At 53.0% G+C, this 24,286-nt stretch carries 16 protein-coding genes and 4 pseudogenes; 3 read left to right on the plus strand and 17 right to left on the minus strand.

Going from position 1 to position 24,286, the window contains the following annotated elements:
* The first annotated feature begins 80 nt into the window (after window positions 1–80).
* Window positions 81–650: an antibiotic biosynthesis monooxygenase gene (locus IB286_RS13685; protein WP_040803791.1), complete on the plus strand. Its 570-nt coding sequence runs from the start codon at window positions 81–83 to the stop codon at window positions 648–650.
* 418 nt (window positions 651–1,068) lie between these two features.
* Here IB286_RS13685 and IB286_RS15535 read toward each other — a convergent pair whose 3' ends face one another.
* The 5 genes and pseudogenes from IB286_RS15535 to IB286_RS13705 form a co-directional block, all read right to left on the minus strand.
* A complete protein-coding gene (locus IB286_RS15535) occupies window positions 1,069–1,341 on the minus strand; it encodes an aldo/keto reductase (protein ID WP_008250865.1) in 273 nt (90 codons plus the stop codon).
* 22 nt (window positions 1,342–1,363) lie between these two features.
* Window positions 1,364–2,011 (minus strand): annotated as a pseudogene (locus IB286_RS13690) (aldo/keto reductase).
* A gap of 140 nt (window positions 2,012–2,151) precedes the next feature.
* On the minus strand, window positions 2,152–3,144 hold the full coding sequence (locus IB286_RS13695) for a PhnD/SsuA/transferrin family substrate-binding protein (protein WP_008250864.1): 993 nt from the start codon (window positions 3,142–3,144) through the stop codon (window positions 2,152–2,154).
* Window positions 3,145–3,201: 57 nt separating this feature from the next.
* Window positions 3,202–4,377, minus strand: a complete 1,176-nt coding sequence (locus IB286_RS13700; RefSeq protein ID WP_190766495.1) for a Gfo/Idh/MocA family oxidoreductase — start codon at window positions 4,375–4,377, stop codon at window positions 3,202–3,204.
* Window positions 4,378–4,402: 25 nt separating this feature from the next.
* Window positions 4,403–5,356, minus strand: coding sequence for a PDR/VanB family oxidoreductase (locus tag IB286_RS13705; RefSeq protein WP_008250862.1), 954 nt, complete (start codon window positions 5,354–5,356; stop codon window positions 4,403–4,405).
* A gap of 359 nt (window positions 5,357–5,715) precedes the next feature.
* On the opposite strand from IB286_RS13705, the gene IB286_RS13710 reads away from it, so the two are divergent.
* Together IB286_RS13710 and nadC are read left to right on the plus strand one after the other, a co-directional pair.
* Entirely contained in the window at window positions 5,716–6,999 is a 1,284-nt protein-coding gene (locus IB286_RS13710; protein WP_008250861.1) for a Rieske 2Fe-2S domain-containing protein, read from the plus strand.
* 131 nt (window positions 7,000–7,130) lie between these two features.
* Entirely contained in the window at window positions 7,131–7,970 is an 840-nt protein-coding gene (gene nadC, locus IB286_RS13715) for a carboxylating nicotinate-nucleotide diphosphorylase (protein ID WP_008250860.1), read from the plus strand.
* Between the two features lie 756 nt (window positions 7,971–8,726).
* Here nadC and IB286_RS13720 read toward each other — a convergent pair.
* From IB286_RS13720 to IB286_RS13775, 12 genes and pseudogenes are all read right to left on the minus strand, one after another.
* Window positions 8,727–9,569 (minus strand): annotated as a pseudogene (locus IB286_RS13720) (Tn3 family transposase); the annotation flags it as partial.
* A 61-nt stretch (window positions 9,570–9,630) separates the two neighbouring features.
* Window positions 9,631–10,410, minus strand: coding sequence for an IS21-like element helper ATPase IstB (gene istB, locus IB286_RS13725; protein WP_190766497.1), 780 nt, complete (start codon window positions 10,408–10,410; stop codon window positions 9,631–9,633).
* A complete protein-coding gene (istA, locus tag IB286_RS13730) occupies window positions 10,400–11,926 on the minus strand; it encodes an IS21 family transposase (RefSeq protein ID WP_450097560.1) in 1,527 nt (508 codons plus the stop codon). The genes istB and istA overlap by 11 nt, the downstream gene beginning before the upstream one ends.
* Window positions 11,927–12,026: 100 nt before the next feature.
* A pseudogene (locus tag IB286_RS13735) lies at window positions 12,027–14,219 on the minus strand (Tn3 family transposase); the annotation flags it as partial.
* A 136-nt stretch (window positions 14,220–14,355) separates the two neighbouring features.
* Window positions 14,356–14,964: pseudogene (locus IB286_RS13740) on the minus strand (sulfatase-like hydrolase/transferase); the annotation flags it as partial.
* A 199-nt stretch (window positions 14,965–15,163) separates the two neighbouring features.
* Window positions 15,164–15,940, minus strand: coding sequence for an SDR family NAD(P)-dependent oxidoreductase (locus IB286_RS13745; protein ID WP_190766501.1), 777 nt, complete (start codon window positions 15,938–15,940; stop codon window positions 15,164–15,166).
* A gap of 22 nt (window positions 15,941–15,962) precedes the next feature.
* Window positions 15,963–17,108: an acyl-CoA dehydrogenase family protein gene (locus IB286_RS13750; RefSeq protein WP_027951050.1), complete on the minus strand. Its 1,146-nt coding sequence runs from the start codon at window positions 17,106–17,108 to the stop codon at window positions 15,963–15,965.
* 14 nt (window positions 17,109–17,122) lie between these two features.
* Window positions 17,123–18,364 (minus strand): thiolase family protein, encoded by a 1,242-nt coding sequence (locus IB286_RS13755; protein ID WP_027951049.1) that lies wholly within the window; start codon window positions 18,362–18,364, stop codon window positions 17,123–17,125.
* A gap of 14 nt (window positions 18,365–18,378) precedes the next feature.
* Window positions 18,379–19,167, minus strand: a complete 789-nt coding sequence (locus IB286_RS13760; protein WP_027951048.1) for an enoyl-CoA hydratase/isomerase family protein — start codon at window positions 19,165–19,167, stop codon at window positions 18,379–18,381.
* A 259-nt stretch (window positions 19,168–19,426) separates the two neighbouring features.
* Entirely contained in the window at window positions 19,427–21,760 is a 2,334-nt protein-coding gene (locus tag IB286_RS13765; RefSeq protein ID WP_190766503.1) for a TonB-dependent receptor, read from the minus strand.
* Between the two features lie 236 nt (window positions 21,761–21,996).
* On the minus strand, window positions 21,997–22,971 hold the full coding sequence (locus IB286_RS13770; RefSeq protein ID WP_190766505.1) for a WS/DGAT domain-containing protein: 975 nt from the start codon (window positions 22,969–22,971) through the stop codon (window positions 21,997–21,999).
* A 129-nt stretch (window positions 22,972–23,100) separates the two neighbouring features.
* Window positions 23,101–24,286: Tn3 family transposase (locus IB286_RS13775; RefSeq protein ID WP_190766507.1), on the minus strand; the 1,186-nt coding region annotated here is incomplete at its 5' end.

Raw genomic sequence — 24,286 nt, forward strand, 5'->3', positions numbered from 1 at the left:
AACCGTGTACCGCAGGGGCCCTTTTAATTTATCTTCTTGAGAATTTTTTTGTCACCAGTCCCTCAAAAGGAGCCCTCAAATTGACGCACGATAACCTTGATCGGAATTCCGGCGCAACGGTGGTTATATCTCACCGGGTTCACCACAACAGAAAGCCAGAATACGAAAGCTGGCTTAATGAGATTATACCGCTTAGCGAAGCCTCTCCCGGTTTCCTAGATCGTCATATCGTCAGGCCGGTACCGGGCATCACCGATACCTATTCAATTATGATCCGCTTCCGAACGGCGGAACAATTAAAAAGCTGGATGACTTCTCCAAAACGGCAACAGCTAATCGATAAGGCTAGGCCTTTCATTTCCGGAAATGATGATTTCAATATCACTAGCGGGCTGGACTTTTGGTTTACTCCAAGAAACGTCCGAGCAAAAATCCCGGTGCGCTGGAAACAGTACCTGCTAACCTGGTCTGCGATTTACCCTTTAGTGCTTTTTATTCCCATTATACTTAGCCCCCTGTTTAACCTACTAGGCATCCAGCACAATCGCTTGCTTAATACGCTCGCAGTTACTGCGGTCGCCGTTTTCCTTATGGTGTACATGATCATGCCCAGATATACCAGACTAGTTCACAAATGGCTTTTCAAATAGACCTTAAGTATCACAGCGCGACCACCAATAAATAAAAGATTTAATTATCGAATATGGCCTTCAACACGCGATCCTAAAAGACGCTGCGCTACTCTTCTTATTTAATTTGCAACTTAACCTCGCAGTAACGAGCCGGTTTCATTGTCTAATTGCTATGAAGCCTACGCACAAACCCAGTGATGCGAGATAACTGTTCAAACATCAAAAGGCTAAGGATTCGGCAGGGCCTGCTCCCGTAAATTGCATATGGTTTTATGCTTTTGGCCAAGTTGGGGAAAACGGCTCCGCCGGGCACTACCCAAATAGTAGGAATGGAGTGCCACAGCAAACCCAATTGGTCATGCTGCTCCTTCGGCTACCGTTGTTATATATCACCGGAGTGATCCGGCGATGGAGGATGTACTGTACAAAATTGAGTTCAGGCAAACTCTTCCGTATCAATTTCCAACTGCGACGTACTGCCATAGCGCGGACCGTGAACGGCGCCCTGATTAACAAGGCCATCAAGCCGCTCAATGTCACTATCTATTATGGGGACCGACGCCGCCTTAAAGTTTTCTTCCAGACCGATCAGCGAGGTGGTGCCGGGAATCGGCAACACGTGATTACTCGGGCCAGCAACCAGGCTAGCGAGAGCTGAGCCATACTTGATTGACACTAAAATTCGGCTCTGCAAATCGCGGTATCGCATTGCAAATTTCCTTTGTCGGGAACTAATCCAGGTCTTCTACCGCCCCTGCCAGAAGGCCCCGCCAAAGAGGAGAAAAAGCAACAAAGGTTGCGCCGATCTCGCAACAAGCATCAAGTACGGCGATTTCAGGATTTCGCGTCCAAAACAAGTACTCTGTCTGTACCGTCGAAATGGGGTGCACGGCATGCGCTTTGCGTAGTGTATCAGCCGACACCTCCAACAATCCCAACGCCCCAACATTGCCTTGCTCTACCATCCTGGCCATGGCTCCCAGACTTTTTTCAATGGCAATTTATTTGTCCCAGCGATGCAAGTAATTCCGATCGATATGCTCCACCCGCAGACGCAACAGCGCCTCGTCGACAGTTTTCAGCAGAGTTTCGGGGCGTCCATCAATTACCCGCTTTCCATCTACACCGGTCATACCGCACTTACTGGCGAGATGGATGTGATGGAGTTTGGACTTAAACGCCTTACCAATCAGGGCTTCATTGGCGCCAAAGCCGTAGAGTGCAGCGGTATCAAAATGCCGGATACCTAAGTCGAAGGACCGCTCCAGCACTAGCGTCGCCGCTGCCTCAGTCGGCGGATGACCGTAAGCATGGCTCAGATTCATACATCCCAAACCGACAGCTGGGACTTGCCAGTGTCCAATCTTACGGTATTGCATTTAGCTCAGATCGCACACCAATTGGCGGCGCAGTTACCCGCTTTATACGCCGCCGTACAACTCTGACTACGGAAAGGAAGCCCGGGCCAAATACCTTCCTGGCTTATTTTCAACGCTGCGTCCCGGCCACAGCAATTAGATTAAATACTGTAGCCTTCCTGTGTAGCAGGCCAGAACAACTCATCGGCCTTCACGGGACGTTCGGACAGGCCTTGCCGGTAGTGATGGTCCAGGAAGGTTTCCAGGGTTTTCAGATTGTTTTTGTAGCCGTAGGAAAAATAGTCGTTACCCATAAGCTTGCGCGCGTCTTCAATCTGCTCTTCCACAAAGGGCAACGTCACTTTAGTTGCTGATGTGTCAGACAGTGCAGCCAACGCTGCTGCCTTGGACTGCTCGAATGCCTTCAGCAGAGCCATCGGCAGCCAGTTGTGCTGCTCCACCAGTGAACGGCGAACGCCAACAACGTGCATAATCGGGAAAACGCCAGTTTTTTTATAGTACTTGGTGCCCGCAGCGCGGGAGTCCGAAAACAGACGCACGACATTCGGGTGGCCTTTGTCGAAGCACGACAGGGTCCGAGGCCCAATAAAGCCGTCGATCTCACCCTCTTCCAGCAGCGAATTCAACGTGCGGCCCGCCGCTGCAGGCTCCATAACTACACCCTTAGGCAGGGTTAACTTAACCTTCTCCGGGCGATCGGCCACTTCCATACCACCGCGAACCCAAGTGATGTCAGAGGGGCAAACACCATATTCTTCTTCCAGCAGTGCGCGCGCCCAGACGTTAGCGGTAAGCTGGTATTCGGCCACACCAATCCTTTTGCCCTTCAGATCTTCCGGACTGTTGATGCCCTTGTCATTGCGGATGTATATACAACTGTGGCGGAAGGCTCGGGACAAAAAGGCCGGAATGGCAATATAGTCGTTGGTACCGCGGCTGACGCTCAGCGTATAACTGCTAAACGACAGCTCACAAATATCGAATTCCTGATGACGGAAGGCCCGGAAGAAAATTTCCTCCGGTGACAATTTCATAAATACGGGGTTAACACCATCGATCTGGACTTCGCCGTCGATCAAAGCACGGTTGCGATCGTAATTCCCGATGGCCACAGAAAGGGACAGGTTTGACATAGATTTCTCCGTTCTATTACCTAGCTAATAGGTAATTTCTGATTATTGCGCAGCGACTTAGTCAGACATCCTGATTTCAACCCGCTGCTTGCTCCGAAACGATTCGTAAATGCCTTCACAAAGCGCCACATTGACATACCCACGACGGGCCGAATGCACCGGGGACATACCATGGCGCACCAATGCATAGAGCTCTGCAACAACCTCGGCCCGGGGAGATCCCTCCAAGGGCAAGGGAATAAACTCGTAACCATCGTCGCTATAGACATGAATGCCTTTGGCAGTGGGCCGCAGGTCAGCTTTCTCACAACTGATCACAATATTGCCGAAGTGCTCATGAAATTTCGGAACATCGCCGACGTGACTGCCCGCGACAAAACCACGGCTTTGTTTTGCCGTCACTTCGTTTTTTACCTGCGATAGATTTTTTCGAGCCACTGCATATACGTTAGGCGGCTTCAGCGCACCCATTTCCCCTATCCAACCTTGGTCGGCATCGCTGTCGTAATGACCATAGCCGCTATAAGTTACTGAACCGATACATCCATTGTCGAACTCAATTAAGGCGCTATATGCACCATCACAGGGACGCCGGGCGTCAAGGTTGCCAACGCATCCATAAACACTCACTGGCATCGCTCCAGTCAATGTTAGTAGCATATCTACCTGATGGGCGCCCTGATTAAACACCACTCCCCCACCGTGAGCGGAGTCCAATTCTTCAGGGCGTCGGGGGCGGAAAACAAAGTCAGTGTAGTAGTGAGCGTGAATCATCCCGACCCGACCATACTTGCCGCTGGCAATCAATTTTCCCGCCTCCACTATTGGTACGTCAAAACTGTGGCTGGGGCCGACGATCACTTCCCTTTGGTATTTTTCCACCGACTCAACAATGGCTGCCGCGTCGCTTACACGAATCGTCATCGGTTTTTCCACCAGTACATGCTTCCCCGAAGCCAGCGCCTCAATCGCATTGTCGCGATGCATCTCGTGAGGGGTTGCGATATAGACGGCCTCAATATTCGGGTCGGCGTACAGTTCTTCTGTCGTCGACACTGCACGATAGCCAAACCGCTTTTCAAATTCCTGCTGCTTCAATTCACTGGTCGTTGCTGCACCGACTAATTCAACTCGAGGGTCGTCCAAAAAGGTCGGCAACATCAACATAAAACCGCGGCCCAAGCCCACCACGCCGAGCTTGACTGGTTTGATATCGGCGGTATCCGTACTCATGCAATGCACCTAGCTCTGATTAATCTTAAATTTTGACGGTAATGGACTCACCCGCGGCACGCGACACGCAAGCCATTAGATAGCTTTTCTTCTCATCGCCTTCTAGAACGAGGTCGCGGTGATCCACCTCTCCGTCTAGGTAAGCAACCTTGCACGAGCCACAAGTTCCACTCTCGCAGGAGCTATGCACTTTAATACCCTGGCGCCGCAGAGCATCCAGCATTGTCTCGGATTCTCCGACTTGAACCTCGGTATCGAACCCGGCCAGACGCACGATGAAAGGCTTATCATCTACCCGCACCGCCTCAACAGGTTTGAAGTCTTCAAAGTGCAGCTGAGACTGACGCCAGTGGCCGCTCATATCTTTGATTTCGGACATCAATCCCTTCGGGCCACAGCAGTAAATATGCTGTGCCGTCGGCCTTTCCAGCATATCCCAAAAGTCGAAGCGCTCTCCAACCTCGTCACTGTGATGAATCAACACATGCTCCTTGTACTTAGCTTGTGATAACTCTTCTATAAAGGGTGCGTCAGCAACGCAGCGACTCAGGTAGATCAGCTTGAAATCGGGATGCCCGATTTTCATCAGGTGTTTAAACATCGCATAAATAGGGGTGATACCAATGCCGCCTGCTATCAGCAAATAGCCTGGGGCGTCGACAAACTCGAACTCGCACTCCGGCTCACTGATGGTCAGCACCGAGCCAACCTCAGTATCGTCAATCAGACTGACCGAGCCACCGCGACCGCCTGCCTCGCGCTTAACAGCGATAAAATAGGACTGGCTATTCTCCGTCACATCACAAATGGAGTACCAGCGATGCGCCCCGCTGGGCACCTCAACCGAAATGTGTGATCCAAGCTCACAGCCTGGCAACGCCGCACCGTCGGTCCGCACCAGCTCAAATTGATAGATATTGGTTGCAATTTGACTTTTGCTTTTAATAACAACTTCTAAACTCGGTTCGTTCCCACTCATACTCGCTCAGACCACAACTGAAACACTCACAAATATACTTCTCTATAGAAGCTTAATAGTGTACACCCTTCGATATTCGCTTTGCAATATTCCCCACTCTCTCTCGGACTCACCACCATCAACTTGAAACCAAGCAGCCTAAAAAGACCAAGCGTCAGCGAAAAATAGTCACTCATAGACCAAAATCGAGATCTGAGAATTCACGGAAATTGCGTTCGCAGCGCCTTTTTCAACACGGTGCACACATAACTTGGAGCCTCAATTGCGGCAAAACAAAAGGCTTGAATAAATATCTATATAGAAGTATATTTATGGGCATCAAATGCAATTCTTTTGCTCGTGGTCTATTAGGAGGCAGAATGCTAACCCCAGCCGAAAACGAACTATTGTGCAGAGTTGAGGGCGACGCCCCGATGGGGAAAATCATGCGTCACTATTGGATGCCCGCGTGCTTATCGGAGGAAATTCCAGAAGCCGATGGCAAGCCCATCCAGGTAAGGTTGCTGGGGGAAAACTTCGTTGCGTTTCGCGATAGTAATGGCGAAGTTGGTGTTATGGATGAGCTTTGCCCCCACCGCCGCGCCTCACTGGTGATGGGACGAAATGAAGAATGTGGCCTGCGCTGTCTTTACCATGGATGGAAAATGGACCGCCACGGCAACATCGTGGATATGCCCTCTGAGCCGCCGGAGAGCCCCTTGAAAGACAAGGTCAAGCACCGCGCTCTCCCTGTCAAAGAATGGGCAGGCTTGGTGTGGGTTTTCCTTGGGGAGGCAAATAGCGTACCTGAATTTATTCCGCCGGCATGGGCCCCCAACGCTGATACCAAAGTCAGTATTGCCAAGATCAAAATTCCGTGTAACTGGGCGCAGATTCTTGAGGGCGCGATTGACAGCTCACACAGCTCCAGCCTTCACTCCAGCGACATGGTTCCTTCACGTGTCGTTCAGGCTGAGGCTGATGACAACGCTTGGTACCGACCCTCTACGGACAAGAACCCGAGCATGCGCTCCAAATCAACCGAGTATGGCTTCCACTACGCTGCTATCAGAAGACCTATTAAAAAGGCGGATACTCACAGTTATGTGCGGACCTCAGTCTTCGTTTCCCCGATGACCGTGCTGATCCCGCCGAACGCGTCTTACAATGTCGCAAACATCAATGTTCCTATTGACGACACCAACACCGCATTCCATTTCATTGGTTGGGGTGAGAACGCCATGGACACCGAAAAATGGCGCGCCTTTCTAGGTGCGACACTGGGCGAACATCTAGATCAAAATTGGGTTTCTAAGCGCAACCTAAGCAATTGGTTCCAACAAGACCGACAGATGATGAAGGACGGTAACTTTACCGGGATCATCGGCATTCCCAATCAGGACATGGCTATGTGGATCACCATGGGCCCCATTGCCAATCGCTCTGAAGATACACTAGGTGCTGGCGACGCTGCGGTAGTGGAATTTCGCCGCTATATGATGGCTCAGTTGAGCAAGTACCAAGAGGAAGGCAAGGCGTTCGAAAAATCCATATTTCGCAAAGGACCTGAGCAGATTATTCCCTCTTGGCAAGGTATTATCCCGAAGGAAACCGACTGGTCTGATCCTCAAGAACGTGAGGAGAAGAAGCTCCAGCAATGGTAAGGGCTTGGCAAAAAAGGGATTTCGTGACTCTCAGGATTATTCTCGGCCAGTTTTGAGCTCATCTGTTCCACCCAGCGTTATTTCCGGCTCTTTATGGGCCGGCTTTTTTTTGAATGAGGCAAAGCCAGCTCATGATTGATTTAGACGTTCTTAATGCAGCAATAAAGCAAAATGTGGATGCAGCGCTAGCCGAAGATATCGGCACTGGCGATATTTCTGCACAGCTCATCCCGCTGGATACAACCGCCCGCGCAAAAATTTATTCGCGTCAGGAGGCGACTCTTTGCGGCACTCCATGGGTCGACGAAATATTCCGTCGTCTTGATCCCAATATTGCAATTTCGTGGCAAGTCGAAGAAGGACAGCAAGTAGCTAAAGACCAATGTCTTGTAGAAATAGCGGGAAATGCCAGAGCACTGCTAAGTGGCGAACGCACTGCCCTCAACTTCCTGCAAACCCTCTCAGGTGTGGCGACCGTTTGCAGGCACTACGCCGGACTAGTGTCATCAACGAAGGTAAAGTTGCTCGACACCCGAAAAACTCTCCCCGGTCTGCGAATTGCTGAAAAATACGCCGTAACCATTGGAGGCTGCTTCAACCACCGTATTGGCCTGTATGACGCTTTTCTAATAAAGGAAAATCATATCAACGCCTGTGGTTCCATTGCAGCGACAGTCAGGGCTGCCAGAGAACTTGCGCCAGGTAAATCCGTGGAAGTTGAAGTGGAAAACCTAAATGAGCTTGAACAAGCCCTAGAAGCAAAGGCCGACATTATCATGCTGGATAACTTCTCCGTTGACGATATGCGCGTAGCGGTAAAAAGAACCAACAAGCAGGCCAAAATTGAGGCCTCCGGGGGAATCAATGAACAGACACTACTGTCGATAGCAAAAACCGGTGTAGATTACATATCCATTGGCACTATTACGAAGGACTGTAAAGCTGTTGACCTGTCCATGCGCTTTGTCTAGTGCGAGGCCAGCTAAGAGCGAGCATGCGAGCAAAGCAGCGAATTGATGTGAAGTCGTCCGGGTAATTCGGACGACGCTCGCTATCTGAACTAATACAACTACAGCTATCTGAAATACCCCCGTCATTGAAGCGGTGTACACCAGAAGAGATGTCTAATCTACTTGCCGCTCTAAGTTTTAGTCTGTCGGTTACCTTTCCAATTTATGTAGTTATGGCTCTCGGATTCTTGCTGCGGCGGCGCCAGTTTACTGATAAGAACTTCATTGATATCAGCCCCAAGCTCACTTTCAACGTAACACTTCATGCGCTACTTTTTATTAGCGTTGACAAACCCACGTAGATTCTTCAAATAATCTTATGCTAATACATTTCGGACTAGCAGTTACCTTGATCGCATTTGTTCTACTAGAGTAGCTCTCAAAAGTACTGGTTCCAGACAGATGCAACCGAGGAGTGGTAGTACAAGGAGGATTTCGTTCCAATATGGGCATTGTCTGATTGGCCTATTGTACTAATGCATTTGGCGAGCTAGGCCTGAGAAGCGCCGCCCCATACATGGCACAGCTGACCATACAATTTGTAATCATCCGAGACAATCACAGCTCGCCTTCGCCTGCAGAGAATCAGTTGAATAAATCACCGCACTTGCGAGAGATAGAACAGGTATACCGACCTATTAGGGGTCCTAGGGATTTTGCCTCCAAATATTGCAAAAACCGCTGCAGGCCGCGCCAGCTGTGGTTTCTGGAGGCCCATTACTTATCGATTGTCGGCCGGTAGCCATCAATCGATTCCATTAAATCCTCAAGTTTTGGCAATTCACCTGTCGGTGCGAATGTGTATCTACCCCGGAGGTTGATATTCTCCCAGGCTACAGGTGAGGCCCGCTTTACTGTTTCCAGAGACATTGCATTGCCTTGATCCTCAAAGCTGTCCAGCAGATTACTGAGCACTTTTGAGTTGAAGTAGATGATGGCATTTGCCACCAGTCTGGCACTTTCGTTCCAGATCTGGATCTCCTCATCGCTATTACCCCGGAATCGGTCGCCATTGACGTGGCTAATCGCCCGTCTCAGCTGGTGATAGGCTTCACCCCGGTTCAACGCTCGCTGAACGTGATTTCTAAGGCTGGCGTCGTCAATGTAGTTCAGCAGATATTGGGCTTTCAGCAGCCGGTTATATTCGGTCAATGCCTCCAGTAATGGGTGATTGTGCTTGTAACCGGATAGTTTACGCACTAACCTGGCCTGACTGGTCTTGCGCTGAGCCAAAGAGACGGCAATCCGCTGGATGGTGTCCCAGTGAGCCATGATACGCTGCGTGTTGATCGGCTTGCGCAACGATATATGCACTTGCTGGTTCTTGTCTTCGGTGATGTTGAATAGTTCATTGATGACCCTGCCGACCTGGGCATATCGAGGTGCGAACCGATATCCGAACAGGTCGAGCAGGGCAAAGTTCACATGGTTTACTCCATGAGTGTCAGTTGAGAGCATGTCGGGGACTATCTCAGTACTGTTGTTCATCAACAGGTCAAAGATGTAATGGGATTCATGCTCATTGGCCCCGATTACCCGGGCATTGATGGCCATATTGTTGATTTGCATTTAAAACTGACCCGGCATTTGCATTTAAAGTTGACCCACCCCATTTGCCTAATTATGGCGTAGTTTTCGGTTTTCTGCCGGTCTTAATTTCCTCCCTGTTTGTCGTTGAGTTTTTTAGTCGGTAACTATCATTGCCTGTTTCGAGGATATGGCAGTGATGCGTTAATCGATCTAGTAGCGCCGTCGTCATTTTTTCGTCCCCGAACACCGTCGACCATTCAGCAAAGCTGAGGTTGGTTGTAATGATGATGCTAGTGCGCTCATAGAGTTTGCTGATCAAGTGGAACAACAAGGCGCCGCCAGCCTGACTGAACGGTAAGTAGCCCAGTTCATCCAATATCACGAGGTCGGTATAGATCAACCGATTCGCAAGGCGCCCTTGTTGTCCTTGCTGCTTCTCCTGCTCAAGCGTATTAACCACCTCGATCGTTGAGAGGAAGCGCACCCGCTGTCTGTGCTGCTGGATAGCTTGAACTCCGATGGCTGTCGCAAGATGCGTTTTGCCCGTGCCCGGCCCGCCGACTAAAACCACATTCTGGGCGTCCTCTAGGAATTGGCATCGGTGTAGCGACTTAACAAGCACTTCGTCGACGATACTTTGCTGGAAGTCGAAGCCAGTCAGGTCTCGGTAGGCTGGGAACTTCGCCACCTTCATCTGATATTGGATCGAGCGTACATCCCGCTCAGAGGATTCGGCTTTGAGCAGCATGTTGAGTACCGGTAACGCATTTTGATATGCCGGTGATGCTTGCTCAGATAGGGCCAAGATCGCATCTGCCATGCCGTGTAGCTTCAAGGACTTTAGTGTTGCCACCATCGCTTCAGTGTTCATGCTGAGTTCTCCTCAGGTTGTCGTAGCGTGCTGTATTCGCCATAGGTTCCGTGACGAGCTTGAGAGTGGGTGGAGGCTTAAGAGGCTGCGGTCGAGGTGGTTGCTCAAGTCGGTTTAAGCAATTGAGAACATGTTCTTTAGACGACTCCCCTAATGCCAGCGCCTTAACAATGGCTTGTTCTACTAACGCCTCATCATGCAACAGGACGAGCGCTAGGATATCCGCCATTTCTCGGTCACCTCCTGGGCGCTTTAAAAGCTTGGTTTGCAGCAGTCGGAAGCTTTCAGGTAATGTGCTGAACGGCGCACCATTGCGCAGTGCACCGGGTTTACGTTGTACAACGGTAAGGTAATGGCGCCAGTTATAGATGGTTCGTCCTTGAGTACGTTTATCACGATTAAAAACACGCTCATGCTCCGCAACCACTTGAGCTTCGGCAACGATCACCAGGCGTTCTGGATAAATCCGCAGGCTGACCATGCGATTAGCGAAGCTCGCTGGAACACTATAGCGATTATGCTCATGGGTAATCAGGCAGGTTGAGGACACCCGCTTGGTGTCCTCAACAAAGCCGTCAAAGGCTGGCGGCACAGACATCATCTCAGGTAGCTCATCGGTCAAGCACTCGGCCAACGACCGTGCTCTAAACTCGGGATGAGCTGTTTCTTGCCAACGTAGCTGACAACGCTGTTCCAGCCACCGATTTACCTCAGGTAGTGAAGTAAAGTTGGGGGCGTCATACCAAAGCCCGTGGCGAGCATCGAGCACCGCTTTCTCTACTTGCCCCTTCTCCCAACCTGAGGCTGGGTTACAGAACTCGGGTTCAAAGAGATAATGGCCGACCATGGCATAGAAGCGCTTATTAATCTGGCGCTGTTTACCTCGCCCAATTTTATCGACGGCAGTCTTCATATTGTCGTAAATGCCGCGCTGAGGGACGCCGCCAAAGGCTTGGAAGGCGTGATAGTGGGCGTCGAACAGCATCTCGTGCGTCTGGGTCAGATACGCCCGGAGATAGAAGGCTCGACTGTAACTCAGCTTGAAGTGCGCGATCTGCAGCTTAGTTTTGACACCGTTAATCCTGACCCAGTCCTCACTCCAGTCAAACTGGAAAGCTTCGCCCGGAGCAAACTGAAGCGGTACGTAAACATGCTTGCTAGAGAGACGCTTAGCCTCATCTTGAGTTTGTCGCCAACGGCGAGCAAAGGCGGCAACACGATCATAAGAGCCGGTGTAACCAAGCCCTGTGAGGTCGCGATGTAGCTGCTTAACGGTTCGCCGCTGTTTACGGTGTCGTCGCGATTCTCGAAACAGCCAGCCTGTGAGAATCTCGTCGTAGTTGTCTAAGTTGCTGGGTGTCTTGCGGGCCGGGTAGGCTGGCTCGACAACATCACTGGAAAGGTATTTGCGTACCGTATTACGAGACAAGCCCGTACGTCTGACGATCTCTCGAATTGGCATCCCATCACGTAGGTGCCAGCGTCGAATTACACTTAATAATGCCACGTCTATCACTCCAAAATACTCCCGCGACTTCGTCGCGGGAGAGTGTTACACGTGGGTCAAAATTCGATGCAAATATAGGGGGTTAGTGGGTCAGTTTTGGATGCAATTCAACAGCCATATGATTGGCATTCAGACTGACCGCGGACACGCCTTTGCTGGTCCCGAAGTATTTTGAGGAGTACCGCGTGCGGAATGTCTCGCGTTTGGCTTCGAACTTCTGACCATCGGCACTGGCGTGCAGAATATCTTCCTGAATGTTGTAGTGCTTGAAGATACTCAGTCGTGTAGTGGCGTTGTTGATGCGGTCATTGGACGCATTCAGGGTTTCCAACCGAAGGTAGTTCGCTTGGATAGTGCTGAGTTGTTCATAGGTGCAGTCAGAAATCTGCGCGATGCCATAGATGCCCTGATTAGTGGCATTGGCAATCAGTATCGCCAGCAGATCCACTTCGTACTGACGGCTTTTCGAGCTCAAGCCCAGCACATGTTGGAAGTCGTCAATGAACCCGGTATCCCGATCCACTACGCGCAATACATCGGCGATGCTGACCGCTTTCATTTGCTGGAAGAACGGGTTATTCACTAGGTGCTTCTTGCTGGCTGTAGGCAGCCGCCAGTGATGTTTGCCGTCTTTCGGTCGCAAAATTACGTCCCTGGTATCTGAACGCTCCAAATAGTGGCTGACTTCGTGCAACCGAAGGGTCAGCTCATCCGCCATGCGTGGAATCAGACGTTTCGGATCCTCGCTGATATTGGGTTGCTGAGTGCCCTCCACCAAGGACCCCTTCTGGTTTTTCCAGATCTCTGGCTTCACGAGATCATCCTCTAACGCCCGATATCGAATGACTTCCGGCAGCGTCAACTGGCCGTTTAAGCGGTTGGGTATCTGCAGATACAAAAACCATTCATACTTGGATTTGTCTATACTGCCATCGGGTTTCGACAGCAATGGCCGTGTGGCTTTCGGTAGTAAACGCTGATCAATGCTGACATCGCCGAGCCTATTACCGGCGACCAAATCCAACCGAGCTTGGGCCAGGGCCCCGGCTAACCGCCGCGTTTTGTCGGTACCGTCAAAACGCAGACAGCAAAAGAGCGAACGCAACAGTCCGGCTCGCAATGTGGACTCCGTATCCAGGTGCTGCCAAAATGCCTCCTCCGCCGACTGTTTCTGATTACTCAGGTATCGGCAGACTGAGTTCAGGTCGCTGACATTGAGAAACTGGAACGCCCGTTGCTGTACAGCTTGAAACGACGTATCAGGATCGATGCTGTCATCAACGAACAGGTGTAAGATATCAGTAGCTTTGCTCACATTGCGAGCTGCCTTTTGCCAATCCCGATAGACCCGTTCTTGGGCCATTTGATGCGCACGTTGTTTCACTTGCCGGAGGTGATGTATGAACCCTTCCGCAATACGTTCCAGGCCCTGCTGGTGCCGCGACTGCAGATAGCACAGCAAGTACAGGCGCTGGTTAGCAAGCGATTGACGTTTAAGTTTGGCTCCGTAGTAGTCAACCCGTTCGGCATAGTGTTGCTGGTTTTTCTGAGAGAGAGAAAGTGACTCGAGTACAGTCGTCACATCCGTCATCCACGGCTGAATATGGTGATACACGGCTATTTCTTTTTGCAACTCGGTGCCGGTAAAATTGCGGGCGCTCTGGCGTAGTTGCTGGAATGTAAACTGGCCTTCACCGGAAACCAGTGTGAGCAACATAGTTGATAGACCTTGGCTGCAAGCGGCGTCGATCTGGTCATGCAATCGTTTCTGGTGCTGGCCAATAACCTGACTGACGATCTTCTGCAGCGTACTATAGGCGGGAATTGCGATTTTCTGGCGAGCCAAATATTCGATTGCAGCGTCAAAGACTGCTCGGGGCTCCACCCAGCTTTCAGCACAGGTACACAAGTGCTCGACAAGCTGTGGCTGATGTCTTTTATCGTTCCAGTTGCTGACGCCGACGATCGATAGAACACGCGCATAGATACGGGATTTTTGGTCAGGTTTCAGGCTAAAACGCCTGAAGGTAAGGTCCCTATAGTGAAATCGGGCTATGAATACCAAGTCGTCCTGCATTGATTTGTACCTTGGGTTAAGCAGGACCGGTTTGCATTTGAAGTAGCCCAGCAAAGCAATCGCCACACAACGATATTTGCGTTGCCTTATTCTCGATATCTCCGCTAGTTCTTTGTCATTCAGCATAAAGTAGAATCGCTGGTATGACTCATTGAAGGATGGGACGCCATATAGATCCTCGACCTCGGCAGCAGTGAGGATTGATAGCCGCTTGTTTCTGCTCATTCTTTGACCTAAAGGTCGAAGAAGATACCGAATTTCTCAGCGCATTAGAAACTAATAGCCCCCTGCAGCCCACGGATGGCGGGGCCTCCGGCGGTTTTTGCAATATTTGGAGGCAAAATCCCTAGGACCCCTCATGGGCTTTTTCCATGAAATTGAGAGCGCTGGCAGTCACTTCAGAGTCGACAGTCTCCATCCGTTTCATCGTCAGGGGGCCGGTGTCCTGTACCCTGCCATCAGCGTGAGAATGAATAACACCCCGGGGGCCGAACTTCTTGCGAAATGCTGGATCCTTTGGGTAGTCGACATTTTCCGGCTCGTCCTCGGCGTTGAGGTGGTACAGGTTGCCGAAGAACTCGTCGAAGCCGTGATTGGTGGGCAGGTGCTCATCGCGGTCACCCAGGTGATTCTTGCCGAACTGGCCGGTGGCATAGCCGTGATTTTTCAACAGGCCGGCAAGTGTCGGGTCTTTTTCGCTCATACCTTCTTTCGCGCCGGGAAGCCCAACCTTGGTCAGGCCGGTACGAATGGGCGATTGGCCGGTAATAAACGCAGCGCGCCCGGCGGTGCAGCTCTGCTGACCGTACCAGTCGGTGAACATGGCGCCCTCATTGGCGATCCTGTCGATATTGGGTGTCTTGTATCCCATCATCCCGTGGTTGTAGGCGCTGATATTGAACCAGCCAATATCGTCGCCCCAAATCACTAGAATATTGGGTTTGCCTGCCGCATGAGTTGTAGTTGCCATCAGGCAGGCGGCGATTACAGCCCCTATCCATGCTAGTATGTACTTCTGGATAATTTTCACCAAACCTACTCCTTCGTTGGTTGAACGTACCGATTTTCCAAAATCATTCAGGGTGACGCCGCCGGCGATCACGCTCCACATCAAGTGTAGGCTATGTTCAGGTAAAAGCAGGGAGCAACCCTCGTCAATGTGGTCGAGCCTACTTTGCTTGCATAACCGTAGCTGCATCCAGTCGAATAACGCGCCCGTTCATATAAGCATTCTCGGCCAAAAAAGCGCAGGTATGGGCGAACTCATCCATCTCACCCATCCGTCGCGGTGCTTCAACCATCTGGATCAGGGCATCCTGGACTTTTTGGTCCATGGATTTGATCATGGGCGTGCCGAACAGACCCGGGGCGATTGAATTCACACGGATACCCAGGGGGCCCAGCTCCCGGGCGGCGGGAATGTTCATCCCGTTAACCCCCGCCTTAGAGCCACTGTAGGCACTCTGGCCAATCTGACCCTCGTAGGCCGCACCCGACGATACGTTCACGATCACCCCGCGCTCGCCCTTCTGGTCCGGCTCATTCTTCGCCATCTGCTCAGCACACTTGGCCATGACGTTGAACACCCCCATCAGGTTGACGTTGATAACCATGGCGTACTTCGCCAGGCTGCTGGCCTTGCCTTCCCGGTCGAGGATCTTGCACGGCAACGGGATACCAGCGGCGTTAACATTCATATGGATCGCGCCGAACTTGTCCATGATCGCTGCGATAGCGACATCTATGCTCTCCTCGGAGGTCACATCGGTCTGGCAGAAAATGGCATTTTCCTCGCCCAATTCTTCTACTGTCGCTGTGCCGGCTGCCTCATTCAGGTCCAGAAGTGCAACCTTTGCACCCTTCTCGCTCACCATATAACGCGCGGTGGCCTGGCCCAGACCCGAGGCGCCGCCGGTGATTACCAAAACTCTATTTTTCAGCTTCACAAAAACCTCCAAATTCCCTTACTTAACTGAACGCATTCAAACCGGTCAGGGCCCGGCTGATTAACAGCTTCTGGATTTCGGTAGTGCCATCGGGGATCGGCGCGACAATAGCCTCCCGCGCCAGGCGCTCAACGATGAATTCCTTGGTCACACCGTTACCACCGTGAATTTCCAGCGCGTCGCGCGTCGCGGTCACCGCGATTTCGGTGCCGTACCACTTGGCCATGGCGCACTCCTTGTCCGCGCGCTCGCCGCGCATCACCATATCCATGGCCCGGTAGGTCAGCAGCCGGGCGGCATCGATCTGGGTGGCCATGGTGGCGAGCTTGTCGGCGATCAGCTGGTGACCGCCAATCAACTTGCCGTGCTGCTTGCGCTCCTGGGCGTACTTGATGGCCTCGTCCATGGCGCGACGCGCCACGCCAATTCCCCACATTGCCATGTGGCAGCGAGCGTATTCGAATATCTTCAGGGTATTTTTGAGCCCGGTACCGCGGCCACCCACCACGTTCTCCACCGGCACCCGCACATCAGACATGAAAACCTGCGAAGTGGACTGACCGTTCAACGCCATCTTGGGAATTCCCACCGTCTCGTAGCCATGCTCCTCACGGTCGATCAGTATATGGCTGATCTCGTTCTCACCGGTGCGACAGGTACAGATGAACACGTCTGAGTACTCGCCATTCGTAATCCAGGTCTTTTCGCCATTGATCACCCAGTGGTCGCCATCGAGCACCGCACGCGTCTTGACTGCAGACACGTCTGAACCCACGTCCGGCTCAGAGATACCCATGGCGATGAACTTGTCGCAGTTGATGATGTCCGCGAGGTAATTCTCCTTGATGGCCTCGGGCGCCAGCTGTCTTAACAGCTCGGCATTGACCGCGTTGATAAAACCGGGGATGGCGATATCCAGAGAGGTGTAGGCGATCTCCTCAAATACCATCAGGTGGGTGAGCCAGTCCATGCCAAAGCCGCCCCACTCCTCACCGAATGGCGCCTTGATCAAGCCGAACTCGGTCAGCCCCTGGGTCCACTCCTGCATTTTCTCCCGCGGTATGAAGCCCTCGCCGTGCTCGCGAAAGGCCGGCTCGATCTCCGAGTCCAGGTATTTGCGCAGATTCTCGATAATCATCTGCTGTTCTTCACTGCGTTGGAAATTCATCGCTTTGTTCTCCTCTACTGCTTTGCGAGTATGCTTACCGCGGCCGTTGCCTCTTCCAGGCCGACGAGGCCACCACCGTTTTCCTGTACTGCGATCCGCGCGCCTTCAACCTGGCGCGCGCCGGCTTCGCCGCGCAGCTGGGTTACCAGCTCAAATATCTGGCCGAGGCCTGTGGCGCCGATGGGGTGCCCTTTTGACTCCAGGCCGCCGGAGGGATTGACCGGCACCCGGCCGCCGACAGTGAAATCGCCGCGCGCGGCGGCGGGGCCGCCCTCCCCCCAGGGCACCAGGCGCAGGTTTTCCACCTGGATGATCTCACCCATGGCAGTCGCGTCGTGCACCTCCACCACGCTCACATCCTCCGGGGAAACGCCGGCCTTCTCGTAGGCTTCTGCGGCCGCCAGCGCAGTAATGTGCTTTTCATACTCCTCGGCCGTGCGGTTGATACCGGAGCGGAAGACGCAGCTGAGCAGCTTCACCGCCCGGGAGGCATCGCCCCTGAGCCGTTTGAGGCCCTCGGCACTGCACAGCACCGCCGCGGCAGAGCCGTCGGAGATGGGCGCGCACATGGGCAGGGTCAGGGGGTAAGTGATCGGCGGTGCGGCCATCACCTCTTCAACGGTGTAAGGGTTCTGGTACTGGGCCAGGGGATTGTGCACCGAGTGGGTGTGGTTCTTGGCGCAAACCGCGGCGATCTGCTCCTGGGTGGTGCCGAAGGTCTTCATATGCTGGCGGCAGAAGGCTGCGTACACATCCATGAACATGCTGTAGGGCTTGGGTGACAGGGAGCCTTCCGGCAGGGTAATCCCCTCCCCCATCTTGAGCAGGTACTCCTTGTTGGCCTCAACCGTGGTCACATCCCAGGCGGAATCGAACGCGGCGAACATCTTCGCCTTGTCCTCGGTTAACATTTTTTCCGTACCCACCGCGATTGCGATATCGCAGCTGCCGGCGCGAATCGCCTGGGCAGCCAGGTAAAGGCCGGACGTGGCGGAAGCGCAGGCGCCTTCAACATTGAATATAGGGATGCCCTCAAAACCCATGGAGCGCAGGGCCACCTGGCCGGGCACCATATGCTGGTCCTGCAGAAAGCCGATGACACAGGAGGCGAAGAAGGCCTCGCCCACCTCGTCCTTGTCTACACCCGCATCAGTCAGGGCCCCCTGTACAGCCTCAGCGGTCAGGTCCTTGTAGCTCTTGTCCATATGCCGACCGAAGGGGGTCATGCCGACGCCGGCGATATATACATCTGTCATTTTCTCTACTCCTATTAGCGGCCCTGGAACCGTGGCTTGCGTTTCTCGGCAAAGGCGGCCAGGCCTTCCTGCATATCCCAGGAGCGCTGGTGCTTGCGGAATTCGTACATCTCGTGCCGCAGCGCGTCGTCTCGGGTCTTGTCAGCGGCGGCATTAGCCACGGACTTCATCCGGCGCAGGGCGATGGGGCTCTTCTCAGCGATATGCAGGGCCAATGCCTGGGCGGCTTCCTGCAGCTCACCGTCGGCTACCACCTCATTGACGAAGCCGTAGTTTTTCATCTCCTGTGCGGAAAGAGTTCTGCCGGTAAACAGTAGGTACTTAGCCACGTTGTGGGGAACGATACGCGGCAGTACTGCTGCTCCCCCCGCCCCCGGGTAGACACCGAAGTTGGCGTGAGCGTCGCCTATCCTGGCACTCTCAGCGGCCACGACGAGATCGGCGCACATGGCGGTCTCCAGGCCACCTGCCATGGTGATACCGTTGAGGGCGGCAATCACCGGCTTGGGGAAATCGCGCAGCGGGTTCAAAACCCTGTCGCACAGGCGATCGAGGAAATCAGGCTTACCGGGTGGGACGTCGAGGCTATCCAATACCTGCTTCAAGTCAGCGCCGGCGCAGAAAGCCTTGCCCGCACCGCTGATGACAACAACCTTGATACACTCATCCCCCAGAATCTGTTCCAGGTACTCCTCGTACAGGGTAATCATTTCCAGGCTGATGGAATTCATGGCCTCGGGCCGGTTCATGGTCAACCAGGCTACTCCATCCCTGTTTTCGAATAGAAGGGCAGCTTCACTCATTAGAAAAACTCCTGACACTGATCCATCTGTGGACCGATATTGTTAGCGGAAACCCGCGCTGGGTATTCACTCCCGTGTTCTGGGAATACTATAAGCGCAGGCGGCTGTAAGCCCCTTGTCATCAGAGCTTAAATACTTGTCTGGATGATAATTGTTAACGGGGGCTTTGAGAGTCGATTCGGGCGAATCGGGGAAGAAATAAAAAAAACAGCGCTTGATACCAGGCAGGGTGCCGGCATCAAGCGCCGCAAAGGGACTATCAGAAATTGTATGCTGCAGATATTCCGTAGACGCGGGGTTCCTCAACCCAGCCAATATAAACTCCTGGGCTCAAGGGAGCATCAACCGAAGCGGTGTAGGTGGTCTCATCGGTCAGGTTCCGTCCGTAGAGCACCACCTCCCAGGTACCTTCCAGGGACATCAGGGAGATACTGGCATCGACCTTGGTGTAGGAATCCTGCAGCACATTTTCATCGAGGTCGCCATCCAGGAAGAATTCATCCTTGTAATTGACATCGACATGGAAATTGAATTCCGCCCAATCAAATGCGTGATTGTAGTCCAGGTAGAGCGAGGCACTGTGCTCCGGTGCGAACGCCCCGCGCTCGCCGGACAGATCCTTTGTACCCTCACCAGAGGAGTTCGGGCAGGTACCCAGGCCAATCTCGACAACGGAACAACCCGCCCCCGGATACGAATCGAACTCGTGATCGAGGTAGGCATAGCTGCCGCCGATTTCCAGTGCATCGGTAGCGGCGAACTGCGCTTCGATCTCGATACCCTGGACGGTCAGCTCCGCCGCGTTGCCTACGACAAAACTTGTGCCACCCCAAGAAGTAACCTGCAGATCTTCCAGCTCAGATCTGTAAATGGCTGTCGCGACGCGCGCACGGCCATCCATGAAGTCCTGTTTTACACCCAACTCCCAGGCAGTCACGGCTTCGTCTTCAAACTCGTGACCGGGTCGAGACGAGCCATCGGGATTCGCTGTATCCGGGCTGAAATTGAAGCCGCCAGACTTGTAACCTTCCGAATACGAAAGGTATGCCATTCCGGTGTCACTGTATTCCCAGCGCAGGCGAGCAGAGGGGTCAAAATGACTTTCATCACGCTCGTCTTCAAAATAGGCAGCGTATCGATCCAGGCTGCCGGCATGTGCCGCGGCCGCAGCTGTCGCACCGGCATCGCCAGTAGCCACCATGACATTGGTCAGGTATTCAATAAGATCTGCGGACCCGGCAGTAATGTCAGGAGTCACTATATCGTTTACTTGCCCTGGTGCGCCCTGGCCGATGGTAACCAGCTTGGTCATTTCCTTCTCATCTTCCGAGTAACGCCCGCCAAGATCGAGGCTCAGGGTATCGGTGATGTCGAAAGTGACTTCACCGAAAATTGCCATTGTCGTGGTGTCCTGGTCGAAATCGGTCAGACCGGACGATGTGTCTGTCTCACCAAACGGTGTCACGAAAATGGTGGGGACTAGCCCGCCAAATGTGCCATCGATGTGAGTACCTTCGTCCAATTCCAGCTCCTGGTCCTCGTAGTAAACACCCGCGATAAAGTTAAACCGGCCATCCCAGTTTGTAGCAACACGGATTTCCTGGCTGAACATGTTCAGCTTTTCCTGGTCGATATTCTCGATGAAGTTGGGAGGCAGGAAGTCCACATCATGGTACTGCTCGAATTCAAAGTCAGATATGCCGGTCAAGGACGTTACCGTGTAGTCACCGACATCCCAGTCGATTTTCACAGAGAAGGCGGTCGAAGTCGTGTCCTCGGTATCACCCCTGCCCCACTGCAGGTTGCCTACCCAACTTTCATAGTCATCGCCTCCGGGTGCATCGGCCGCCGCAAATTGACCACCAGTAAGTGCGGCAGAGAGGGCCAGAGTGCTAGCCGGGGGCAGGCGGTCATCAATCGTATAGGCGTTCATTTCCTTGCCGGTACTTTCCATATCCACGTGTGACGCCTTGGCAACAATCGACAGGTTGTCGGCTGCATCCCAGGCCAGTGTCAGGCGAGCCATCTTGTTGGTTTCTTCCTGCTCATCGGTGTCCCGGAACCTGTTATCCATGTAACCATCGGAGTCTTCCTGGCGCAGCACCAAGCGGGCCGCAACACTGTCGCTCAGACTGCCTGATACGATGCCAGTGTAACGTGTGGTGGACTGCTCAGGCTCAAACGCGGCCTTGATGGACCCGTTGAACTCATCGCCAACTACCGGGTTGGCTGTTTCCACCTTAATAGCACCAGCCACAGTGTTTTTTCCGAATAGCACGCCCTGGGGGCCACGCAATACTTCCACCTGCTGCAGATCAACCAGGGACTGGGTGAACTGGCGGCTACGGGACTGGTAGATACCATCAATGTACATTCCCGCGGACTGCTCAAAGCCCTTGTTAATGCCTGAGCCGACACCGCGGATACGAATATTCGTGGTCTGGGCGCCGCGGCCAATCTGCAGGCCAGGTACCTTGGCGGAAAGCTGTTCCATGTTGGAGATACCCTGAGACTCCATGGCCTGGCCGGATACCGCGGTGACCGCCACAGGAGCGTCCATCAGGGTCTCAGTACGCTTACGGGCGGTGACCATCACCTCTTCCAGGGCCTGGCCGTGGGTGGGCAGTGACTGGTAGAGAAGAACCTGGGAAGCGGCGACTGCGAGCGCAAGGGGGCTTGGTTTTGAGTGAGATATTCATTGTGATCCTCTGCTTTCTATAGTTATGGAGCTTTATATAGTTATGGAACTGTGGGTTATTACATGGCAAACAAACGTCCGGCTCTTGGCCGAATAATGATTAAATTTGTCCATTCAGCCCGGAACGCGTGTTAATTTGCCGCTTTTCTTCCTGCGGGGTTCTTCCTCACCGGCTTTTTAGCTGTTGTTTTCTTTTTTAGCGGGCGTTTCGCCGGCTTACGCTTTGGTTTGGCCCCAGTGGCCGCCAGCAATTCCGCATAGCTCTCTTCCAGACACTGGGCCAGGAATTCCGGGGCCGGCACAATCTCGCGGCAGGCCGTCGGGCAGATATAGATCTCCCGGTCGTAACTGGTGATCGCGAATACCGCTCCCATGCCGTCGGTACAGGGCGCCACAATGGACCAGAACTTCAGCTTCGCGCCCTGGAGGTACAGCGGCACGCTCGGCCCAGGCACATTGGAAATTGCCATATTAAACAAGCGCTTACCGGTGCCACCCGCATCGAGACCAATACGGGAAATCAGCTTCCCTGTGGCCGCCAGCAAAGAAGCGGGAATATGCTTGTTGAGGTCCGTCAGGTCACTGGCGCCAATGGCGTTGACGATACTCTTGGAGCGAGCAGTCTGTTCGGTCACATAGGCGAGACGTTCTTTCGGGTCCGCAATATCGGAACCGATAGCGGCCCCCATGAAGGTGATGTTGTTGGCGCCAGGCTCGGCATCGGGCCCGGACCGGGTGTTGACCGGCATCATCGCCACCATGGTGTCCCGGGGCAATTCACCGTTGTGGTCCAGGTAGCGGCGCAGGGCACCGGATATAATTGTCGTCACCACATCGTTGATGGTGCTGCCTTCCACGGCCTTGCGAATGCCCTTGAGCTCGTCCAGTTGGAAGCGTGAGGTGGTAAACACCCGAAAGGGAGAAACCCGGCCGTCGAAGCGGGTCGTCGGCACCTTCGTTCCAGAATTGTGTTCTTCGACCCTGGCCACAGTGCGTTTCTGCACCTCCTTGCGCAACCTGCCACCCACCTTGGGCAGCAGGCGGGACAGGGGTCTGGCAAGACGCATCGGCGAGGTCGCATTGTTCCACCAGGCACGGGTGGCCATCTCAAACTGGCTGGGGGCGCGAACACCCTCGGTCTCATGCTCTCCGCCCAGCCCCGGCTTCTTGAGGGTCGGCCGTCATCCTGGAAAAATTCGCCAAATAAACCATAACGTATCGTTTTATATATGTTTTTACGGTTCTTCTGGCTCTAATATCTTGATGCCGAAGTCCAGCGGAGGCACCTCTCGTTCCAGGTCCAGGTTGTAGTCCCCGAAACGATTGATATTGGAGTTCCTGTACGGTGACAGCCCATTGAGTAGGTCCTTGCTGATGACGACATCCTCGCCCGCCAGATCTTTGAGGACTCTGGTCATTTTCTCCACGTTGTAGAGAATGACCATGTTTGCGACAAGCTGATTGTACTTAACGATTTTGCGCTGTTCGTGGCGCACATTTTCAGCGATGATGCCTTCCCCGCCAAAAAACAGCCATTTGATGAAACCATTAAACTCTTCGCTTTTATTGGTTGCAGACTGGATGGTTTTTCGCAGTTCGAGTTCATCAATATATCGGAGCAAAAAGAGCGTTCTCACGGCCTTTCCAAGCTCTTTAAAAGCCATATACAACTTGTTTTTTCGGCTGTAGGTTCCGAGGCGCCGCAAGATGGTTGAGGCGGTAATTTTGCCTTTCTTAATTGAGATGACCACACGCAGCATGTCGCGAAGGTGCCGTTCAATTAACTTGAAATCGATACTACCGGCAAACAAAGCCTCTATATTTTTGTATCGATAGCGATTGTCGGGCCTGAACAGCAACAAGTCCTGAATATTGCGAATCCGCGGCATGAGATTGATGCCCAGAAGGTGTGATAAACCAAACACAGGATAACTTTGCGCTTGTGTATCACCGTGCAAGGTGTCAGGTTGAATATCGGATTTATTGCTCATGAGTCCATCCAGAATATAGACCGCTTCGTAGACGCCGCATGGAATAAAGTGACTGAACAAGGCAATGTAAGTATCGGAAACGTGATAGTAGCCAATACCTCCGTATTTGCCGTACCGAATATGATATTCCGTCAGCAGGTTTTGCTCGTACAGATCCCACATGGTGCCATCCGCAGCGGCATGCTTTCCGGTACCCCAGTATTTGGGGAGATCAAATTTATTGTAGGCGTTGACGACCTGCGTTATTGCTCGGTCTAATCGGTCTTCGGAGGCATGCCGGAGATTGAGCCAGGCAATCTGTTTGCGGCTCATATTCTTCACCGATTTGGCCGTTTGAACCGGTCCAAGATTGCACCCATAGCAAAATAGCGTGGTGATAAATCGCTTCTCCGGCTCATCAATGCGCGCCTCATTTCCGGACAAGGGACCG

Source organism: Spongiibacter pelagi (assembly GCF_014705705.1).
GTDB classification, from domain to species: Bacteria; Pseudomonadota; Gammaproteobacteria; order Pseudomonadales; family Spongiibacteraceae; genus Spongiibacter; species Spongiibacter pelagi.

What these genes read in the sequence shown, in the direction of transcription:
- IB286_RS13750 (WP_027951050.1), bottom strand. Translation starts at nt 17,108, where the DNA reads ATGAATTTCCAACGCAGTGAAGAACAGCAGATGATTATCGAGAATCTG.
- IB286_RS15535 (WP_008250865.1), bottom strand. Translation starts at nt 1,341, where the DNA reads ATGCGATACCGCGATTTGCAGAGCCGAATTTTAGTGTCAATCAAGTAT.
- IB286_RS13710 (WP_008250861.1), top strand. Translation starts at nt 5,716, where the DNA reads ATGCTAACCCCAGCCGAAAACGAACTATTGTGCAGAGTTGAGGGCGAC.
- IB286_RS13765 (WP_190766503.1), bottom strand. Translation starts at nt 21,760, where the DNA reads ATGGTCACCGCCCGTAAGCGTACTGAGACCCTGATGGACGCTCCTGTG.
- IB286_RS13695 (WP_008250864.1), bottom strand. Translation starts at nt 3,144, where the DNA reads ATGTCAAACCTGTCCCTTTCTGTGGCCATCGGGAATTACGATCGCAAC.
- istB (WP_190766497.1), bottom strand. Translation starts at nt 10,410, where the DNA reads ATGAACACTGAAGCGATGGTGGCAACACTAAAGTCCTTGAAGCTACAC.
- IB286_RS13760 (WP_027951048.1), bottom strand. Translation starts at nt 19,167, where the DNA reads ATGAGTGAAGCTGCCCTTCTATTCGAAAACAGGGATGGAGTAGCCTGG.
- nadC (WP_008250860.1), top strand. Translation starts at nt 7,131, where the DNA reads ATGATTGATTTAGACGTTCTTAATGCAGCAATAAAGCAAAATGTGGAT.
- IB286_RS13705 (WP_008250862.1), bottom strand. Translation starts at nt 5,356, where the DNA reads ATGAGTGGGAACGAACCGAGTTTAGAAGTTGTTATTAAAAGCAAAAGT.
- IB286_RS13755 (WP_027951049.1), bottom strand. Translation starts at nt 18,364, where the DNA reads ATGACAGATGTATATATCGCCGGCGTCGGCATGACCCCCTTCGGTCGG.
- IB286_RS13700 (WP_190766495.1), bottom strand. Translation starts at nt 4,377, where the DNA reads ATGAGTACGGATACCGCCGATATCAAACCAGTCAAGCTCGGCGTGGTG.
- IB286_RS13770 (WP_190766505.1), bottom strand. Translation starts at nt 22,971, where the DNA reads ATGGCCACCCGTGCCTGGTGGAACAATGCGACCTCGCCGATGCGTCTT.